15 protein-coding genes are annotated in these 16360 nt (G+C 71.9%); 12 read left to right on the top strand and 3 right to left on the bottom strand.

The genetic code is table 11. The features are described from left to right. Positions 1–43: 43 nt before the first annotated feature. A complete protein-coding gene (locus JOD66_RS19345; RefSeq protein WP_204838446.1) occupies positions 44–712 on the bottom strand; it encodes a YdeI/OmpD-associated family protein in 669 nt (222 codons plus the stop codon). 49 nt (positions 713–761) lie between these two features. Here JOD66_RS19345 and JOD66_RS19350 point away from each other — a divergent pair, with 49 nt between their 5' ends. The 4 genes from JOD66_RS19350 to JOD66_RS19365 all read left to right on the top strand — a co-directional run bounded on the left by JOD66_RS19350 (position 762) and on the right by JOD66_RS19365 (position 5440). Then, positions 762–1763, top strand: a complete 1002-nt coding sequence (locus JOD66_RS19350) for an asparaginase (protein WP_204838447.1) — start codon at positions 762–764, stop codon at positions 1761–1763. 114 nt (positions 1764–1877) lie between these two features. Next, the gene (locus JOD66_RS19355; RefSeq protein ID WP_204838448.1) at positions 1878–3086 is read left to right on the top strand and encodes an NHL repeat-containing protein; all 1209 of its coding nucleotides are present in this window, start codon (positions 1878–1880) and stop codon (positions 3084–3086) included. A gap of 104 nt (positions 3087–3190) precedes the next feature. Further along, the gene (locus JOD66_RS19360) at positions 3191–4351 is read left to right on the top strand and encodes a hypothetical protein (RefSeq protein ID WP_204838449.1); all 1161 of its coding nucleotides are present in this window, start codon (positions 3191–3193) and stop codon (positions 4349–4351) included. Positions 4352–4381: 30 nt separating this feature from the next. Further along, positions 4382–5440 carry a 2,3-butanediol dehydrogenase gene (locus JOD66_RS19365; RefSeq protein WP_204838450.1) on the top strand — a complete coding sequence of 353 codons (1059 nt, stop codon included), beginning with the start codon at positions 4382–4384 and terminating at the stop codon, positions 5438–5440. An 8-nt stretch (positions 5441–5448) separates the two neighbouring features. On the opposite strand, the gene JOD66_RS19370 is transcribed toward JOD66_RS19365, so the two are convergent. After that, a complete protein-coding gene (locus tag JOD66_RS19370; RefSeq protein ID WP_204838451.1) occupies positions 5449–6651 on the bottom strand; it encodes a DUF4032 domain-containing protein in 1203 nt (400 codons plus the stop codon). A 152-nt stretch (positions 6652–6803) separates the two neighbouring features. On the opposite strand from JOD66_RS19370, the gene JOD66_RS19375 reads away from it, so the two are divergent. The 8 genes from JOD66_RS19375 to JOD66_RS19410 all read left to right on the top strand — a co-directional run bounded on the left by JOD66_RS19375 (position 6804) and on the right by JOD66_RS19410 (position 15461). Further along, complete coding sequence (locus tag JOD66_RS19375; protein WP_204838452.1) at positions 6804–8141, top strand: extracellular solute-binding protein; 1338 nt, start codon at positions 6804–6806, stop codon at positions 8139–8141. Positions 8142–8146: 5 nt separating this feature from the next. Further along, positions 8147–9073 (top strand): carbohydrate ABC transporter permease, encoded by a 927-nt coding sequence (locus JOD66_RS19380; RefSeq protein WP_307823611.1) that lies wholly within the window; start codon positions 8147–8149, stop codon positions 9071–9073. A 1-nt stretch (position 9074) separates the two neighbouring features. Continuing rightward, positions 9075–9908, top strand: coding sequence for a carbohydrate ABC transporter permease (locus JOD66_RS19385; RefSeq protein WP_204838453.1), 834 nt, complete (start codon positions 9075–9077; stop codon positions 9906–9908). Between the two features lie 167 nt (positions 9909–10075). Next, on the top strand, positions 10076–11278 hold the full coding sequence (locus tag JOD66_RS19390; RefSeq protein WP_204838454.1) for an ABC transporter ATP-binding protein: 1203 nt from the start codon (positions 10076–10078) through the stop codon (positions 11276–11278). Between the two features lie 50 nt (positions 11279–11328). Further along, entirely contained in the window at positions 11329–12552 is a 1224-nt protein-coding gene (locus tag JOD66_RS19395) for a sensor histidine kinase (protein WP_204838455.1), read from the top strand. Further along, complete coding sequence (locus tag JOD66_RS19400) at positions 12549–13199, top strand: response regulator (protein WP_204838456.1); 651 nt, start codon at positions 12549–12551, stop codon at positions 13197–13199. The genes JOD66_RS19395 and JOD66_RS19400 overlap by 4 nt, the downstream gene beginning before the upstream one ends. A 94-nt stretch (positions 13200–13293) precedes the next feature. Then, positions 13294–14073: an ABC transporter ATP-binding protein gene (locus tag JOD66_RS19405; protein ID WP_204838457.1), complete on the top strand. Its 780-nt coding sequence runs from the start codon at positions 13294–13296 to the stop codon at positions 14071–14073. Continuing rightward, positions 14070–15461, top strand: coding sequence for an ABC transporter permease (locus JOD66_RS19410; RefSeq protein WP_204838458.1), 1392 nt, complete (start codon positions 14070–14072; stop codon positions 15459–15461). Before JOD66_RS19405 ends, JOD66_RS19410 begins: the two co-directional genes overlap by 4 nt. Here JOD66_RS19410 and JOD66_RS19415 read toward each other — a convergent pair. Then, the gene (locus JOD66_RS19415) at positions 15427–16353 is read right to left on the bottom strand and encodes an alpha/beta fold hydrolase (RefSeq protein ID WP_204838459.1); all 927 of its coding nucleotides are present in this window, start codon (positions 16351–16353) and stop codon (positions 15427–15429) included. The genes JOD66_RS19410 and JOD66_RS19415 overlap by 35 nt on opposite strands. Positions 16354–16360 lie beyond the last annotated feature (7 nt).

Here is a 16360-nt window from a genome sequence, read left to right on the forward strand (position 1 = left end):
CCCCGCTGCCCAGCCGGCTGCGGGGCTTCAGGCATGTCCCGGATCAGCCGGCCGCCGCCGCCGCGGCGGCCGCCCGCTCCACCCACTTCGGGATCTCGCCGTAGCGCTGGCTCGGGATCAGCCGCCCCGCGGCGGAGTCCTCGACCAGCTGGGCCATCCGCCGGTCGCGGGTCGCCTCCTGCTTGGCGGTGGTCACCCAGTTGATGCAGATCCGGCGGTAGGTGCGGGTCGCGGCCTCCCAGAAGGCGGTGGCGGCGGGGGAGGCGGCCAGCCGGTCGGCGTACGCGTCGGGCAGGACCAGCTCGCCGTCGACCTCGTGGGTGTAGGGCGCGACGTCGCGGCGCCGCTGCTCCCAGATCGCCAGGCCGGAGGGCTGCATCCGGCCCTCGGCGCGCAGCTGTTCGACCAGGTCGATGTTGACCTTGCTCCAGATGCTGGTCTTGCGGCGCGGGGTCCAGCGTTGGCGGGTGGCGTCCTCGTCGATGCGCTGCGCGACGGAGTCGATCCAGCCCCAGCACAGCGCGACCGGCACCGCCTCGGCCCAGGTCAGGCCGCGGTCGGGGACGTGCTTCTTGTACAGGCCCATCCACAGCTCGGTCTCGGTGTCGTGGTGGGCGGCGAGCCAGGCGTCGAACTCCTCGGGGCCGGCGAAGAAGCGGGCCGGGCGCTCGGGGCTGCCGCCCGGTCGTCCGGGACTGGTGTCGCGTGCCATGCGACGAGCCTGCCACCGAGAGCCGACAGCGGTGCGGAATGCTGGGCACATGACCCTCCCCACCGTGGCGATCGGAGCGCTCGGCGGCACCATCGCGTCCACCTCGACCGACGGCACCGAGGTGGTGCCGACGCTGTCGGCGACTGCCCTGGCGGCGGCGGTTCCGGGGCTCGCGGAGGCGGCGACGGTGCGTGCGGAGACGCTCGCGACCCTGCCCAGCCCGTCGCTCGACGAGCCCACGGTGCTGCGCACCCTGTCCTGGGCACGGGCGGCCGTCGCCGCGGGCGCGCAGGGGGTCGTGCTCACCCAGGGCACCGACACGCTCGAGGAGTCGGCGTACCTGCTGGACCTGTTCTGGGAGCGCCCCGAGCCGCTGGTGCTCACCGGGGCCATGCGCTCCCCCCAGGCCGCCGGCGCGGACGGCCCGGCCAACCTGCTCACCGCCGTGCGGTGCGCCCTCGCGTCGGCGTCGCGGGAGCGCGGCGTCCTGGTCGCCTTCGACGACGAGCTGCACCAGGCCCGTTGGGTCGCCAAGACCGACTCGATGTCGACCGGCGCCTTCCGCTCGCCGGTGTTCGGCCCGATCGGGCGCTGCGTCGAGGGTGAGATCGTGTACGGCGTCCCGCCCGGCCGGACGCCCCCGCTGCACCTGGCCGCGGGCCAGGAGTCCGGCGACCCGCGGGTGCCGCTCGTCGCGACCTACCTCGGCGACGACGGGTACGTCCTCGACGCGATCCGGCCCGAGGACGTCGACGGCGTCGTCATCGCCGGCTTCGGCGCCGGACATGTCTCGGCGCGGATGGCCGAGGCGGTCGGCCGGCTCGCGCGTCAGGTGCCGGTCGTGTTCGCGTCCCGCACCGGCTCCGGCCCCACCGGACGGGCGATGTACGGCTACCCGGGCTCCGAGACCGACCTGCTCGCCCGTGGCGCCGTCGGCGCCGGCTGGCTCTCGCCGGTCAAGGCGCGGCTGCTGCTGTGGGCGTTGGCGCTGCGGGGGCCGGTGGCGCGGGCGGACCTGGCGAGCGCGTTCGAGGTGCGGGGACGTCCGTAGCGGCGGGCCGTCGACCATTCACGCACTGCTGGCCCGCGGGGCACGCCACATCGGTGTCGGCGCGGGTAGACAGGGGTGTTCGGGGTGCTCCCGCGACGGAACGGGGTGGGGTTGATGGGGTCGCACGGGTGTCGGTGGACGGCGCTGGGGCTCGCCCTGGCCGGGGTGGTGACCGTCTCGACGGCCGCGCCGGAGCCGGCCGTGGCGAGGGGGCCGGCGCAGCCCGCGGAGGACTGGTCGCTGTCGGGTCGGTGGCAGGTCGGCGAGCACCGGGCCAACGCCGTGGACGCGACCGCGACGAGCGTGGTGACCGTCTCCGACCTCGACGACCGGGTGCAGACGTACACCACCTCGGGTGTGCTGGTCTCCCAGTTCTCCATCGGCGACGAGGTGCGCCCGCAGGGGATCGCGATCGGACCCGGTGGCGCCCTCCTCGTCGGCGACTACTCCAACGGGACCGGCGTCCATGCCTATCGGTCCAACGGCGAGGAGTACGCGACCTTCGCGCCGCCCGGAGCCGACTCCTTCCACCCCTGGGGCATCGACGTCGACTCCGCCGGGAACGCCTACGTCGCCGACCCGGTCGCCGACACGGTCTACCGGTTCGACGCCGCCACCGGTGCGGTGACCCGGATCGGCACCTCCGGGGCCGGGCTCGGCCGGCTCGACAATCCCTACGACGTCGCGGTCGCGCCCGACGGCACGATCCTGGTCGCCGACGGCAACAACCACCGCGTCCAGCGCTTCGCTCCCGGCGGCGCGTTCGTCCAGTCGTTCGGGTCCGCGGGCACCGGCCCCGGGCAGTTCACCTCGGCTCCGCGCAGCATCGACGTGATGCCCGACGGCACCATCGCGGTCGGCGGGGCCGACGACCCGGTGCGGATCTTCACCGCCGCCGGCGCCTTCGTCCAGGAGGTGCGCGCCGGTACGGAGGTCACCTCGCTCGCCGTCGGCCCCGACCGCAGCATCTACGTCGCGGCCCTCCTCGACAGTCCCGTGATGTGGGGCATCGCGAAGCTCAGCCCCGCCGGCGCGGGGGCGGCCACGGTCAAGGCCCCGAAGAAGGGCGTGCGGGTCACCAAGCGGAAGGTCGCGCTCCGGGTGCGGTGCGTGAGCGCGACCCCGTGCTCGGGCACGCTGACCCTGACCGCGAAGGGCAAGCCGCTCGCGAAGCCGACGCCGTACTCGATCGCGGGCGGTGGCAGCGCCAAGGTGCGGGTCGAGCTCACCAAGAAGGGCCTGAAGAAGATCCGCAAGAAGCCGGTGACCCGGGCGGTCGCGACCGTGACCGGCGGGACCGCGAAGGTCAGGATCCGGCGCTGACCTGCCCGTTCGGACGGTCCTCGGGTTGCAACCGCGTGCAACGCTTCCGGCTCGCCGGGTGACGCCGGTGTGCTGTCGGTCACATCCCGAGAAGGTGGTCCGACATGCAGCACGACGACAAGCGCCCGATGGCGTGGTGGGCCTTCGGGCTCGCGAACCTGGCGGTGGTCCTCGCCGCCGCCCTGCTCGGCTGGTATCTCCTGGCCGACCCCACGACCAGCCCGCTCGACGTCTATCCACTGCCTTTCAACGCGGCTCTCTTCTGGGCGCTGATGTTCGTCGTGTGGACCGGCTTCAACCTCGAGCTCGCCGGGTTCGAGCGGCTCCCGCAACCCGCCCGTGGCGTCGCCTACACGGCCGCGACGGTGATCTTCGCGGTGGTGGTGACCTGGCTGCTGGGACACGGTCTGGGCGGCCTGGACCCGAACTTCGCCGCCGGCCGCGCGGGCGGTGTCGGTTACTTCACGGGGGCGCTCTTCGTCCTGTTCGGCTTCTCGACCTACGTGATGGCGGTCGTGAACTGGAACCACTGGCCGTGGACGGACCGGGGCCTGCGCCAGCCGTTCGTCGGCCTGTGTGAGATCGCGTTCCTGCTCGGCCCGACGATCCTGCTGTACGTCGTCCTCGGCATCCCCGCCGTGGCCGAGCGGACCGCCGGCCACGGTCCCGTCCTGGAGCTGAACACCCTGCTGGGCTGGTACTACAGCATCGTCGTCGCGATCGTGCTCACCGGCCTGTGCTGGGAGAACTGGCCCTGGCGGGTGGCGGGCGGACGCGCCGGGGTCGCGGCGGTCTCGCTCGTCGGCAACGTGGCGCTGGGAACCGGGCTGTACTTCGGGCTGCGGGCCGTGGTCGAGCTCGTCGTCGGCTCGAGCGTGGCTCATGAGCTCGGTCCGGTGCTCAACCAGTTCCCGTCGCAGATCGGCGTGTGCTGGGTCGCCTGGATGATCCTGTGGGGCAATGCCTTCGGCAACCGGCCCACCGGCCTCGGCACGGCGACGAACCTGGTCTGCCGCGCCCTGCTCACCTTCGGGCTCGCCGTCGCGACCTTCGTCGGCTACTACTACGTGCTCGCCGAGCGCGTGCTCCACGAGCCGGTCGTCGTCGGAGCGCTGCACGGCAATGCCCTGGGCTTCCTCGACTGGTTCGCGCTGGTGACCCTGCTCTACGTCGTCGGCTTCGGCTCCTATCCGCTCCGGGCGCCGGCAGCCGCGCCCGACCCCGACGTCGTCCTGCTCGAAGCCACCGCCACCTCGGCCGGCTGACCAACGCACACCATCCAGAAGGAGAGAATCATGAAGGCAGCACGCTTCCACGGCCGCGGGGACATCCGGATCGACGAGGTCCCCGAGCCCGTGGTCCGCCCGGGGACCGTCAAGGTCGAGGTCGAGTGGTGCGGGATCTGCGGGACGGACCTCCACGAGTACCTCGAGGGCCCGATCTTCGCGCCGCCCGCGGACGCGCCGCACCCGTTGACCGGTGAGACGGTCCCGATCACGCTCGGCCACGAGTTCGCGGGCGTCGTGGCCGAGCTGGGCGAGGGCGTCACCGACCTCCGGGTGGGCGACCGGGTCGTCGTCGAGCCCTACATCGTCTGCGGCCGGTGCGACGCCTGCACGCAGGGGCGCTACAACGTCTGCCAGAGCCTGGGATTCGTCGGCCTGTCGGGGATGGGCGGCGGCTTCTCGCAGTACGTCGTGGCGGAACGTCGCTGGATCCACCCCCTCGGCGAGCTCGGCACCGACGTGGGAGCCCTCGTGGAGCCGCTCGCCGTGGCCTACCACGCGGTACGCCTCGCCGGGACCCGGCCCGACCACACGGCCGTCGTCTTCGGCGCCGGCCCGATCGGCCTGGTGACCACGGCGGCGCTGCGTGCCGTCGGGGTCGAGGAGGTGATCGTGGTCGAGCCGGCGGACGTGCGCAAGGAGAAGGCGAGCGTCGCGGGCGCGGGCGCGGTGCTCGACCCCCGTTCGACCGACGTGACGGCGGAGATCATGGAGCTGACCAAGGGCCGGGGCGCCGATGTCACCTTCGAGTGCGCCGGCGTGGACGCCGTGCTGAAGACCGCGATCCAGTCCACCCGGGTGGGCGGCACCTGCGTCAACGTCGCGATCTGGGGGCACGAGGCGTCGGTGGCCATGAACGACCTGGTGTTCCGTGAGGTCAACGTGCTCGGCAGCCTGGCGTACGCCGACGACCACCGTCCGGTGATCGACCTGATCGCCCGGGGCAAGGTCGACCCGCACCAGTTCATCACCGGCCGGATCGGTCTCGACGACCTCGTCGTCGGCGGCTTCCAGGAGCTGATCGAGAACAAGGAGTCGAACGTCAAGATCCTCGTCCAGCCACGCTAGGGCGAGGGTCAGGCCAGCCCTGACGGGGTGTCCGGGGGCCGGTGGGGCAGCACGTTCGCGACGTAGTCGCGCGCGGAGTCGAAGATGTCGACCTCGTGCCCGGCCTGGTCGGACAGCGCCCAGCGGTGCTCCATCACCTCGTGGAAGTACTCCGGAGCGGAGATGGCGCGGCGCAGCTCGGGGGGCAGCAGGTCGACGATCGGGGTGTACACGGTGGTGAGCCAGCGGCGGGCCACGATCTCGCGGTCCTCGTCGTCGTACCCGCCGTGCGCGGTGAACGCCGCGAGGTCGTTGAGCAGCTTGCGGGCCTGGCTGTCCTCGGCGACCAGGCCGGTGAGCTCGCGCAGCTCGCGGCGGTGGTGGCCGGCCTCGACGACCTTGGGCTGGATGCGGACCCGGTCCGAGTCGGTCTGCACGTCGAGCTCGTCGACGTCGAAGCCGAGGTCGTTGAGGCGGGCGATCCGCTGCTCGACGCGGTACCACTCGTCGGCGCCGAACTCCTCGGCGGCGGTCAGCTCGTCCCACAGGGCGTGGTAGCGCTCGGCGAGCTGGTCGACGATCGCGAAGGCGTCGACCTCGATGTCGGTGTCGCCGCTGGCCTGGAGGTCCATCAGCTCGGCGAAGATGTTCTCCACACCGACCGTCACGTCCTGCTCGCGCATCGCGTCCGACACCGAGGAGCGCAGCTCGCCGGTCTCGGCGTCGACCAGGAACGCCGCGAAACCCCCGGCGCTGCGGCGGAAGAGGGCGTTCGAGAGCGACACATCACCCCAGAAGAAGCCCGCGAGGTGCAGCCGCACCAGCAGCACGACGAGCGCGTCGACGAGCGCGGGGACCTGCTCCGCCCGCAGGCCGTGCTGGAATACGGCGCGGTAGGGCAGCGAGTAGTGCAGGTGCTCGGTCAGCAGGGCCGCGGGCAGCGGCTCGCCGCCGGCGCCGACGCGTCCCGTCACCACGCCCCGCGGTACGACGGCGGGCTGGTCGAGCCGTTGCAGGTCGCGCAGCAGGTCGTACTCCCGCAGCGCTATCGCCTCCTCGGTCTCCTTCACGGCGAGGAACTGCCGGTTCACCTGGACCACGCGCACGACGTGGCGGGACAGGCCGAGGGGGAGCGGCACGACGTACCAGTCCTCCCAGTCGGCCAGCGGGCGCGACCAGGGCAGCCGGAACAGGGCCGGGTCGGTGCGGGCGGCCACGACGTGCAGCGCCATGACCGAAAACCTACGACGTCTGAACCCGGCCGTCACGGGCACCTGGCTGGTGCCGGGCGCCAACGGGGTGGCGACTGGTCGTGGACAAAGTCCGCGCGATAGGGGTACTACTGGGTGACGAACGCCACATCCTGGGAGGGGTGATCAGGGCGATGAGATCGACCAATGGCCTGTGGGGGCGCCGGTCGCGACGGCGGCGCCGGGCTGCGCTCGCGGCGGTCGCCGCGCTCGCGGCCGGCAGCCTGACGGCGTGCGGCGGGTCCGGCAAGCCGGTGCTGAACTGGTACGTCAACCCCGACGGGGTCGACACCTTCCAGAAGTACGCGAAGTCGTGCAGCACCGACCAGTACGAGCTCTCGGTGCAGCTGCTGCCCAACGGGGCGACCGACCAGCGCACCCAGCTGGCCCGGCGGCTCGCGGCGGAGGACTCCTCGACCGACCTGATGAACCTCGACCCGGTCTTCGTGGCCGAGTTCGCCAACGCCGGCTGGCTCCAGCAGGTCGAGGGCGACCTCGCCGACTCGATCACGGCGAGCGTCCAGGGCGACGGCGACTACCTCAAGGGCGCCGCCGAGACGGTCACCTGGGACGACAAGGTCTACGCGATCCCGCTGTGGGCCAACACCCAGGTGCTCTGGTACCGCAAGTCGCTCGCGCAGGCAGCCGGGCTGGACATGAGCCAGCCGGTCACCTGGGACCAGGTGATCCAGGCCGCCGCCGACAACGGCGGCACCGTCGGCGTCCAGGCCAACAAGTACGAGGCGTACGTCGTGTGGATCAACGCGCTGGTCCAGGGCGCGGGCGGCGACATCGTCTCCGACACCGAGGCGGGCCGCGACGCGAAGGTCGACATCGACTCCGACGCCGGGCGCAAGGCGGCCGAGATCATCAAGGAGCTCGCGGACTCCAAGGCGGCCCAGCCGGACCTCACGGTGTCCAACGAGGGCACCAGCCTGGGCCAGATGTTCCCGAAGGACGGGGCCGGCGAGTTCATGGTCAACTGGACCTTCGTCTACAAGAACTACGAGGGCCTGGTGGGCGACAGCCTCACCGACCAGCAGTTCGCCGACCTCGGCTGGGCCCGGTATCCCCAGACCGTCGCGGGGGAGGCCTCGAAGCCGCCCGTCGGCGGCATCGACATCGGCGTCGGCGCCTACAGCAAGCACCCGGACTTCGCGATGGAGGCGGCGCGCTGCATCACCTCCGAGCAGGCCCAGGTGGACCTGGCCCTCGACAACGGCCTGATGCCCTCGACCAATGCGGCCTACGACAAGGTCTCGGCGAGCGGCGACTATCCGGCCGACCTGATCGAGCTCTTCCGCACCAGCGTCGACGAGGGCGGCCCCCGGCCCAAGAGCGCGTTCTACGCGATGATCTCGGGCGCCATCCAGGCCAAGTGGCACTCGCCGACCTCGGTGAGCCCCGGCAGTACGCCGAAGGACTCGGCGACGTACCTGAAGGACGTGCTGGAAGGGAAGTCGCTGCTGTGAGCACCGTGACCGCACCCGTGAAGCCCGCGAAGGCCAAGCCCGTCGCCAGTGACCGCGCCCGCGCGGAGACCCGCCTCGGCCAGAAGCTGGTGGCGCCGGCCATCGTGCTGATGCTGCTGGTGACCGCCTTCCCGATGCTGCGCGCGCTCTACCTGTCGACCTTCGACTACGCGCTCACCGCACCCGACGACCGCAGCTTCGTCGGACTGAGCAACTACCTCACGGCGCTGACCGACCCGCTGTTCTGGCAGACCACCGGCGTGACCGTGCTCTACATGGTCGTCACCGTGGCGGTCGAGCTGGTCATCGGCTTCATCTTCGCGATGGTGATGCACCGGGTGATCTTCGCCCGCGGGGTGATCCGGACGTCGATCCTGATCCCCTACGGCATCATCACCGTGGTCTCCGGCTTCGCCTGGCAGTTCGCGTTCTCCTTCCAGAACGGCTTCGTCAACGGCTGGCTGCCGTTCGTCGGCGACGACTTCAACTGGTTCGGGCAGACCGGCTCGGCGGTGGTCGCGATCATGGTCTCGGAGATCTGGAAGACCACGCCGTTCATGTCGCTGCTCCTGCTGGCCGGCCTGGCGCAGGTCAGCGAGGACATGATCGAGGCGGCCAAGGTCGACGGCGCCACCTGGACCCAGCGGCTGACCAAGGTGATCCTGCCGAACATGCGGGCCGCGATCATGGTCGCGGTCCTGTTCCGGGCTCTCGACGCCTACCGGATCTTCGACAACATCTTCGTGATGACCGCGGGCGCGGTGAAGACGGAGTCGATCAGCTTCCTGACCTACCGCCAGACCATCGAGCAGTTCCAGCTCGGCATGGGCTCGGCCCTGTCGGTGCTGCTCTTCCTGTCCGTGCTCGTGGTGGCGTTCGCGATCGTCAAACTCTTCCGCGTCGACCTGGCGCAGGCCCGGCAGGAGTCCTGAGATGAAGAACCGCATCGGCCTCGTCGTCGGCTGCATCCTGATCATGCTGTGGTGCCTGCTGCCGGTCGCCTGGATCATCTCGCTGTCCTTCAAGTCCGAGACGGCGATCACCAACGGCAGCCCGGGCTTCTTCCCCTCCGACGGCGGGGGCGCGGGCTGGGACAACTACCGCGCGGTGTGGGACAACGAGCAGTTCCGCCGCGCGATCTTCAACTCGATCGGGATCAGCCTGATCGCCACGCTGCTGTCGGTGATCGTGGCCACCCTGGCGGCGTACGCCATCGCCCGGCTGGAGTTCCGCGGCAAGAAGGCGGTGCTGACCATCGCGCTGGCGATCGCGATGTTCCCGGTGGTCTCGCTGGTCGGGCCGCTGTTCGACATGTGGCGCGCGATCGGGCTCTACGACACCTGGCCGGGCCTGATCATCCCCTACATGTCGTTCACGCTGCCACTGGCGATCTGGACCCTGTCGGCCTTCTTCCGCGAGATCCCGTGGGAGATGGAGCAGGCCGCCCAGGTCGACGGGGCGACCTCGTGGCAGGCATTCCGCAAGGTGATCGTGCCGCTGGCGGCGCCCGGTGTGTTCACCGCGGCGATCCTCACCTTCTTCTTCGCCTGGAACGACTTCGTCTTCGGCATCTCGCTCACCTCGACCGAGAACGCCCGCCCGATCCCGGCGTCCCTGTCGTTCTTCGTCGGCTCCGACCCGTTCAACCGGCCGGCCTCGCTGCTCGCCGCGGGAGCGGTCATCGCGACCATCCCGATCGTCGTCATCGTCCTGATCTTCCAGCGCAAGATCGTCGCCGGCCTCACCTCCGGCGCCGTGAAGGGGTGAACAGTGCCTCGCTTCGAGAGCCTTGGCGCACTGGACACGTCCAGTGCACGCACCTCGCCGCGTTGGCGTCGCTCGACGTGCGAGCCAGCATGCCAGCGCTCCGCCGCCTTGCGATGCACGCACCCTGAACATGCCCAGCACACCAACACTCTCGAAGCGAGGCACTGATGGCTGCCATCACGATGAACCACATCGTCAAGCAGTACGGCGACGGCTTCCCGGCCGTCAACGACGTCTCGATCGACGTCGCCGACGGGGAGTTCATGATCCTCGTCGGGCCCTCGGGCTGCGGGAAGTCCACGCTGCTGCGGATGATCGTCGGCCTGGAGGACATCACCTCCGGCGACATGATGATCGGCGACAAGCGGGTCAACGACCTGGCCCCGCGCGAGCGCAACCTGGCCATGGTGTTCCAGAACTACGCGCTCTACCCCCACCTCACCGTCTACGAGAACATCGCCTTCCCGCTGCGCCTGGCCAAGATGCCGGACGCCGAGGTCGACAAGCTGGTGCGGGAGGCCTCGGCCACCCTCGAGCTCGATGAGCACCTCGAGCGCAAGCCCGGCAACCTGTCCGGCGGCCAGCGGCAGCGGGTGGCGATGGGGCGCGCGATCGTGCGCCAGGCCGACGCCTTCCTCTTCGACGAGCCGCTGTCGAACCTCGACGCCAAGCTGCGCGGCCAGATGCGCACCGAGATCGCGCGGCTGCAGAAGCGGCTCGGCATCACCACGGTCTACGTCACCCACGACCAGACCGAGGCGATGACGCTCGGCGACCGGGTCGCCGTGCTCAAGCGGGGCGTGCTGCAGCAGCTCGCCACCCCGCGCGAGCTCTACGAGAACCCCGGCAACCTCTTCGTCGCGGGCTTCATCGGCTCGCCGCCGATGAACTTCCTGCCCGCGACGGTCGAGGGCGGGCAGGTGAAGCTGCCGTTCGGCAGCGTCGAGATCCCGGCCGACAAGGCCGAGCGGGCCGCGGGCCGCGGCCTGCTCATCGCCGGCATCCGCCCCGAGCACTTCGAGGACGCCTCCCTGGCGGCGGCCGAAGGCCGGCGCGGGTCGACCTTCTCGGCGACGGTCGACGCGGTCGAGTGGCTCGGCAACGAGACCTACGCCTACATCCCGTTCGAGGCGCCCGACGAGGTCAAGGCGCAGCTCCAGCAGCTGGAGAAGGACCTCGACGGCGAGGCGATGCGAACCCAGCTGGTCGTCTCGCTCGACGGCGCGAGCCGGATCACCGAGGGCCAGGACGCCGAGATCTGGGTCGACGGGAGCAGGATCCACCTGTTCGACCCGGCCACCGGCGAGAACCTCACCGTCGACCGCGAGCGGGCCGGCCGGATCCCCGGCGCGGAGGTCGCCGCCGGCTGATACATCCGAGGAGGGACGACGTCCCTCGCGCGGGCCGCGACAATGGGCGCATGAGCGGCGCTCACGACACCGCGGTGTGGCAGGACACCCGTCCCACGCGCGCCCAGGTGGCCTTCGACGTGTTGACCGCGGCGGGCTTCGGGCTCTTCGCGCTCCTCGCCCAGCTCACCCAGGGCGGCTTCACCGTCGTCGCCGCCGCCCTGCTCGTCGTCGCGCTCGCGATCCGGCGCTGGTGGCTGCCCGGCATGGTCGCGCTCGCCTTCGCCGCGGCACTCGGCCAGCTGGTCGACCGCGAGATCGCGTTCCTCGCCGACATCGCCTACTTCCCGCTGTTCTTCACCCTCGGCGCGTCCCAGCGGCGCGGCGTACGACGCTTCGGCCTCGCCGCCGGCGTGATCGCCACCGTCGTCGCGGGCGTGGCCATGGCGCTCAACGCCCAGCTCTCGCGCGAGTGGTTCGCGTCGGCGAGCGAGACGGCCTTCGCCGCGGTCAGCACCGCGGCCATGTGCGCCGTCTTCACGCTCGGTGGCTGGCTGGTCGGCTTCCTGCGCTGGCAGAGCCGGCAGACGGTCCAGGCCCGCGTCGACGCCGCGCTCGAGGCCCGGGTCAACGCCGTCGAGCAGGAGCGCCTCGCCGAGGTGCTGCGCCAGGAGGCCGAGCGCAGCCGGATCGCGGCCGACATGCACGACGTCGTCGCCCATTCGTGGGCGGTGGTCGCGGCCCAGGCCGACGGGGCGCGCTACGGGCTGCGCAGCCACCCGGAGGAGGCGGAAGGCGCGCTCCGCGCGATCGGCGAGACGGCACGCACCGCCATGGCCGACGTACGCCGACTGCTCACCCAGCTGCGCGACCGCGAGACCGACCCGGTGCCGCTGGACTTCGAGCGTCGCGGCGAGCTCCTCGGCCGGATGCGGGCGGCGGGGATGACCATCGTCGAGACGTCCTACGGCACGCCGCCGGAGCACCGGCTGCTCACCGTCACCGCCCACCGGATCCTCGGCGAGGCCCTCACCAACGCCCTCAAGCACGGGGACCTGGCCCGCCCGGTCGAGGTCGCCGAGGACTGGACCCACGGCTACCGGCTGCGGGTGCGCAACGCGATCCCTCCCGACGCCGTCCGCGAGGGCGAGCCCGGCGGGCACGGGCTCGCCGGCATGGCGGAGCGGGCCGAGGTGGCGGGCGGGACCTTCGCGAGCCGTAGGCTGCCGGCCGAGGCAGGGCGCCCGGCCACGTGGGAGGTCGCGGCCTTCATCCCGACGACGGAGGACGAGTGAGCGAACGGATCCGAGTCCTGCTCGTGGACGACCAGCCGCTGTTCCGCACCGGGATCGGCATGCTGCTGCGCTCTCAGCCCGACCTCGAGGTCGTCGGCGAGGCGAGCAATGGCGCCGAGGCGGTCGAGCGGGCGCGCGACACCGGGCCCGACGTCGTGCTGATGGACGTGCGGATGCCGGTCCTCGACGGGGTCGCGGCCACCGCGCGGATCGTCGAGGAGCACGGCGACGACGGCCCGCGGGTGCTCGTGCTGACCACCTTCGACCTCGACGAGTCGGCGGCCTCGGCGATCGAGGCGGGCGCCTCGGGGTTCGTGCTCAAGGAGGCCGAGCCCGAGTTCCTGCTGGCCGCGATCCGCTCGGTCGCCGCCGGCACCCAGGTCGTCGCCGCCGGCGCGACCCGCCGGCTCTTCGAGCGGTTCCGGGCCCGCACCGCCGTTCCCGGCCCGGAGTACGACGCCCTGACGCCCCGCGAGCGGGAGATCCTGCTGCGGGCCGCGGCGGGGCTGTCGAACGCGGAGATCGCGGCGGCGGAGTTCCTGTCCGAGGCGACGGTGAAGACCCACATCTCGCGGATCCTGACCAAGATGCGGCTGCGCGACCGGGTGCAGCTGGTCGTCTACGCCTACGAGCACGGGCTGATCTGAGGGTTCCCCGGAGGTCGGCGTACATCGGGAGATGTACGCCGGTTCGATCCCGCGCCCGATGTGCGCGCGGTCGCTGACTTTTAGCGTGGACGACATGAGCCAGCCGCCTTTCAGCCCGCCCCAGCAGCCCGACTCCGCCGTGGTCCGCTTCCGCGGCGTGACCCGCACCTATGGCGCCGGCGCCGGCCAGGTGCGGGCGCTCGACGGGATCAGCGTCGACATCCAGCGCGGCGCGTTCACCGCAATCATGGGGCCCTCGGGCTCCGGGAAGTCGACCTTCATGAATGTCGCGGCGGGCCTGGACGACCCGACCAGCGGCGAGGTCTGGGTCGCGGGCGCGCCGGTGCACGCGATGACCGACGACCAGCGCACCCTGCTGCGCCGCGAGCAGGTCGGCTTCGTGTTCCAGTCGTTCAACCTGGTCCCGACCCTGACGGCCTACGAGAACGTGCTGCTGCCGTTCGAGCTCGCCGGCCGCCGGGTCGACGCCGAGCGGGAGGCCTGGATCCGGCGGATCATCGCGACCCTCGGCCTCACCGACCGGGTCGGCCACCGGCCGAGCGAGCTGTCCGGCGGCCAGCAGCAGCGGGTCGCCATCGCCCGGGCGCTCGCCGCGACGCCGCAGATCATCTTCGCAGACGAGCCGACCGGCAATCTCGACTCCCGCAGCTCGCGCGAGGTGCTCTCGCTGCTCGGCGCCGCGGCCCGCGACTACGGCCAGACCATCGCGATGGTGAGCCACGACCCGGTCGCCGCGTCGTACGCCGACCGGATCCTGGTCATCGCCGACGGCCGGATCGTCGGCGACCACGGCCGGATGAGCCCGCAGGAGATCTCCCATCTGCTCATCTCCTTCGAGGAGCAGGTGGCATGAGCCGGCGCACCCTGGTGATGGGCTCGATGCGGGAGCTCGGCACCGTCGGGCTGGTCGCCGGGCTCGGCTCGGCGTACGCCGCCGTGCTGATCATGACCAGCAGCTTCCTCAGTACCATGGCCAGCTCCGGTGGCGGCGTCGGCGTCCTGCTGGGCTCGGTCGCGACGGTGTTCATCCTGATCGCGCTCTACGTCTCGGTCGTCGTCATCGCCAACTGCGTCGACACCGTGATCGCGGGCCGGCTGCGGCACATCGCGCTGCTCCGGCTGCTCGGGGCGCGCGGCCCGTACCTGCGCCGGTCGGTCATGCGGGCCACCGCGCTCGTCGGCCTGGCCGGGGGTGTCGTCGGCGCGGTGGCGGGCGTCGTGCTGGCGGACCTGACCCGGATCGTGCTGGTCGCTCGCGGCACCCTGCCGGAGGCGGACTACGGCCTGATCCACCCGCTCGTGCTGCTCGGCGTCGCCGCCGTGGTGGCGGCCGCCACCCTGGCCGGCTGGCTCGGGTCGCGGGCCGTGCTGCGGGTATCCCCGGCCCAGGCGATGAGCGGCACGGCGAGCGAGCTGCCCCGTTCGCGCGCGGGCTCCGTGCTGCGCGCGCTCGCCTCGCTGACGCTGATCGGCGGCGGCTTCCTCGTCCTGCTGCTGTCGATGTGGCTGGGTGAGGACGGCAGCGCGGCCGGCTTCCTCGCGGCCTTCCTCGGCTCGGTCGTCTCCGCCACCGGCCTGCTCCTCGGCGCCCGGTTCGTGATCCCGGCGCTGGTCGGGCTCTGCGCGCGCCTGGTGGGCGCCCAGCCGCCGTCCGTGCTGGCCCGGCGCAATGCGGTCAAGGACCCGCTGCGGACCACCCGCTCGACGATGGGCCTGGTCATCGGCGTGACGCTCGTGACCACCTTCGCCTCGGGGATGCAGGCGCTGCGCGCCTCGATCGCCACCTGGCCCACCGACGCCGAGCACCAGGGGGAGATGGACCGGATCCTCGCCGCGACGACCGCGATCCTGATCGCGATCGTGGTGATCTCCTCGGTCATCGCCGCGGTCGGGTTCGTCTCGACGATGTCGCTCACCGTCATCCAGCGCCAGCGCGAGATCGGCCTGCTCCGCTCCCTGGGCTTCACCCGGGCCCAGGTCCGCTCGATGATCACCCGGGAGTCGATCGCGCTGTCGGCGACCGCGGTCGCGTTCGGGATGGTGCTCGGGCTGGTCTACGGCTCGGTCGGCGCCCAGTCGCTGATCGGGTTCGGGACCGAGGGCTTCGTGTGGGGCGTGCCATGGCTGGTCCTGGCCGGGATCGCCGTCTGCGGCGTGGTGCTCGTGCTCGCCGCCAGCCGCGCCCCCGCCCGCCGCGCCGTCACGGTCACTCCGATCGAGGCCCTGCGGATCGAGGCCTGAGGGCCGCCCGGTCCGCATTGCGGCGGATCGCCGCCGTGAAGGTGGGGAACAGCGCGGCCGGGAGGTCGTGCCCCCAGCCCTCGATGAAGGTCACCCGCGCGCCGGGGACGGCGGCCGCGGTCGCCCGGCCGCCGGACACGTGGACCATGCGGTCGGCCAGGCCGTGCATGACCAGGGTGGGCGCGGTGACCCCCGCGAGCGCTCGGGTGCGGTCGGGCTGGGTGAGCACGGCCATCATCTGGCGCAGCACCCCAGCGCGGGACACACCGCGGTCCCAGGTCTCGCCGGCGCGCTTGCGCAGCGCCTCCTCGGTCTGCGGGAACCGGGGCGAGCCGATGATCCGCCAGACCGCGAGGCTGCCGCGGATGTAGTCCTCGCGCTCGGGTCCGCGCCCGGCGATCAGCGTCGGCAGCAGGCTGGGGTGCTGGCGCCCGGCCGTGCGCCGGCCGGTCGACGACATGATGCTGCTCAGGCTCAGCACCCGCTCCGGCGCGGCCAGCGCCATGGTCTGCGCGATCATCCCGCCCATCGACACGCCGGCGACGTGCGCGGCGTCGATGCCGAGGTGGTCGAGCAGGCCGAAGGCGTCCTCGGCCAGGTCCGCCATCGAGTACGGCGCCCGGGTGGGCGCCCCGACGAAGGCGCGGAGCAGGTCGGCCCGGCGTACCCGACCCGCGGCGCGCGAGGAGCGCCCGGTGTCGCGGTTGTCGTACCTGATGACGTAGAAGCCGGCGTCGGCCAGCTGGGCGCACAGCTCGGCGTCCCACCAGGTCATCGGGCCCCCGAGGCCCATGACCAGCAGCAGCGGCTCGGCGCTCGGGTCGCCGAAGGTCTGGTAGCACAGCTCGATCTCGGCGGAGACGGGGGCGAGCAGCTCGTCGGAGGCGGACATGACATCC

It is taken from the genome of Nocardioides nitrophenolicus, from assembly GCF_016907515.1.
GTDB lineage: Bacteria > Actinomycetota > Actinomycetes > Propionibacteriales > Nocardioidaceae > Nocardioides > Nocardioides nitrophenolicus.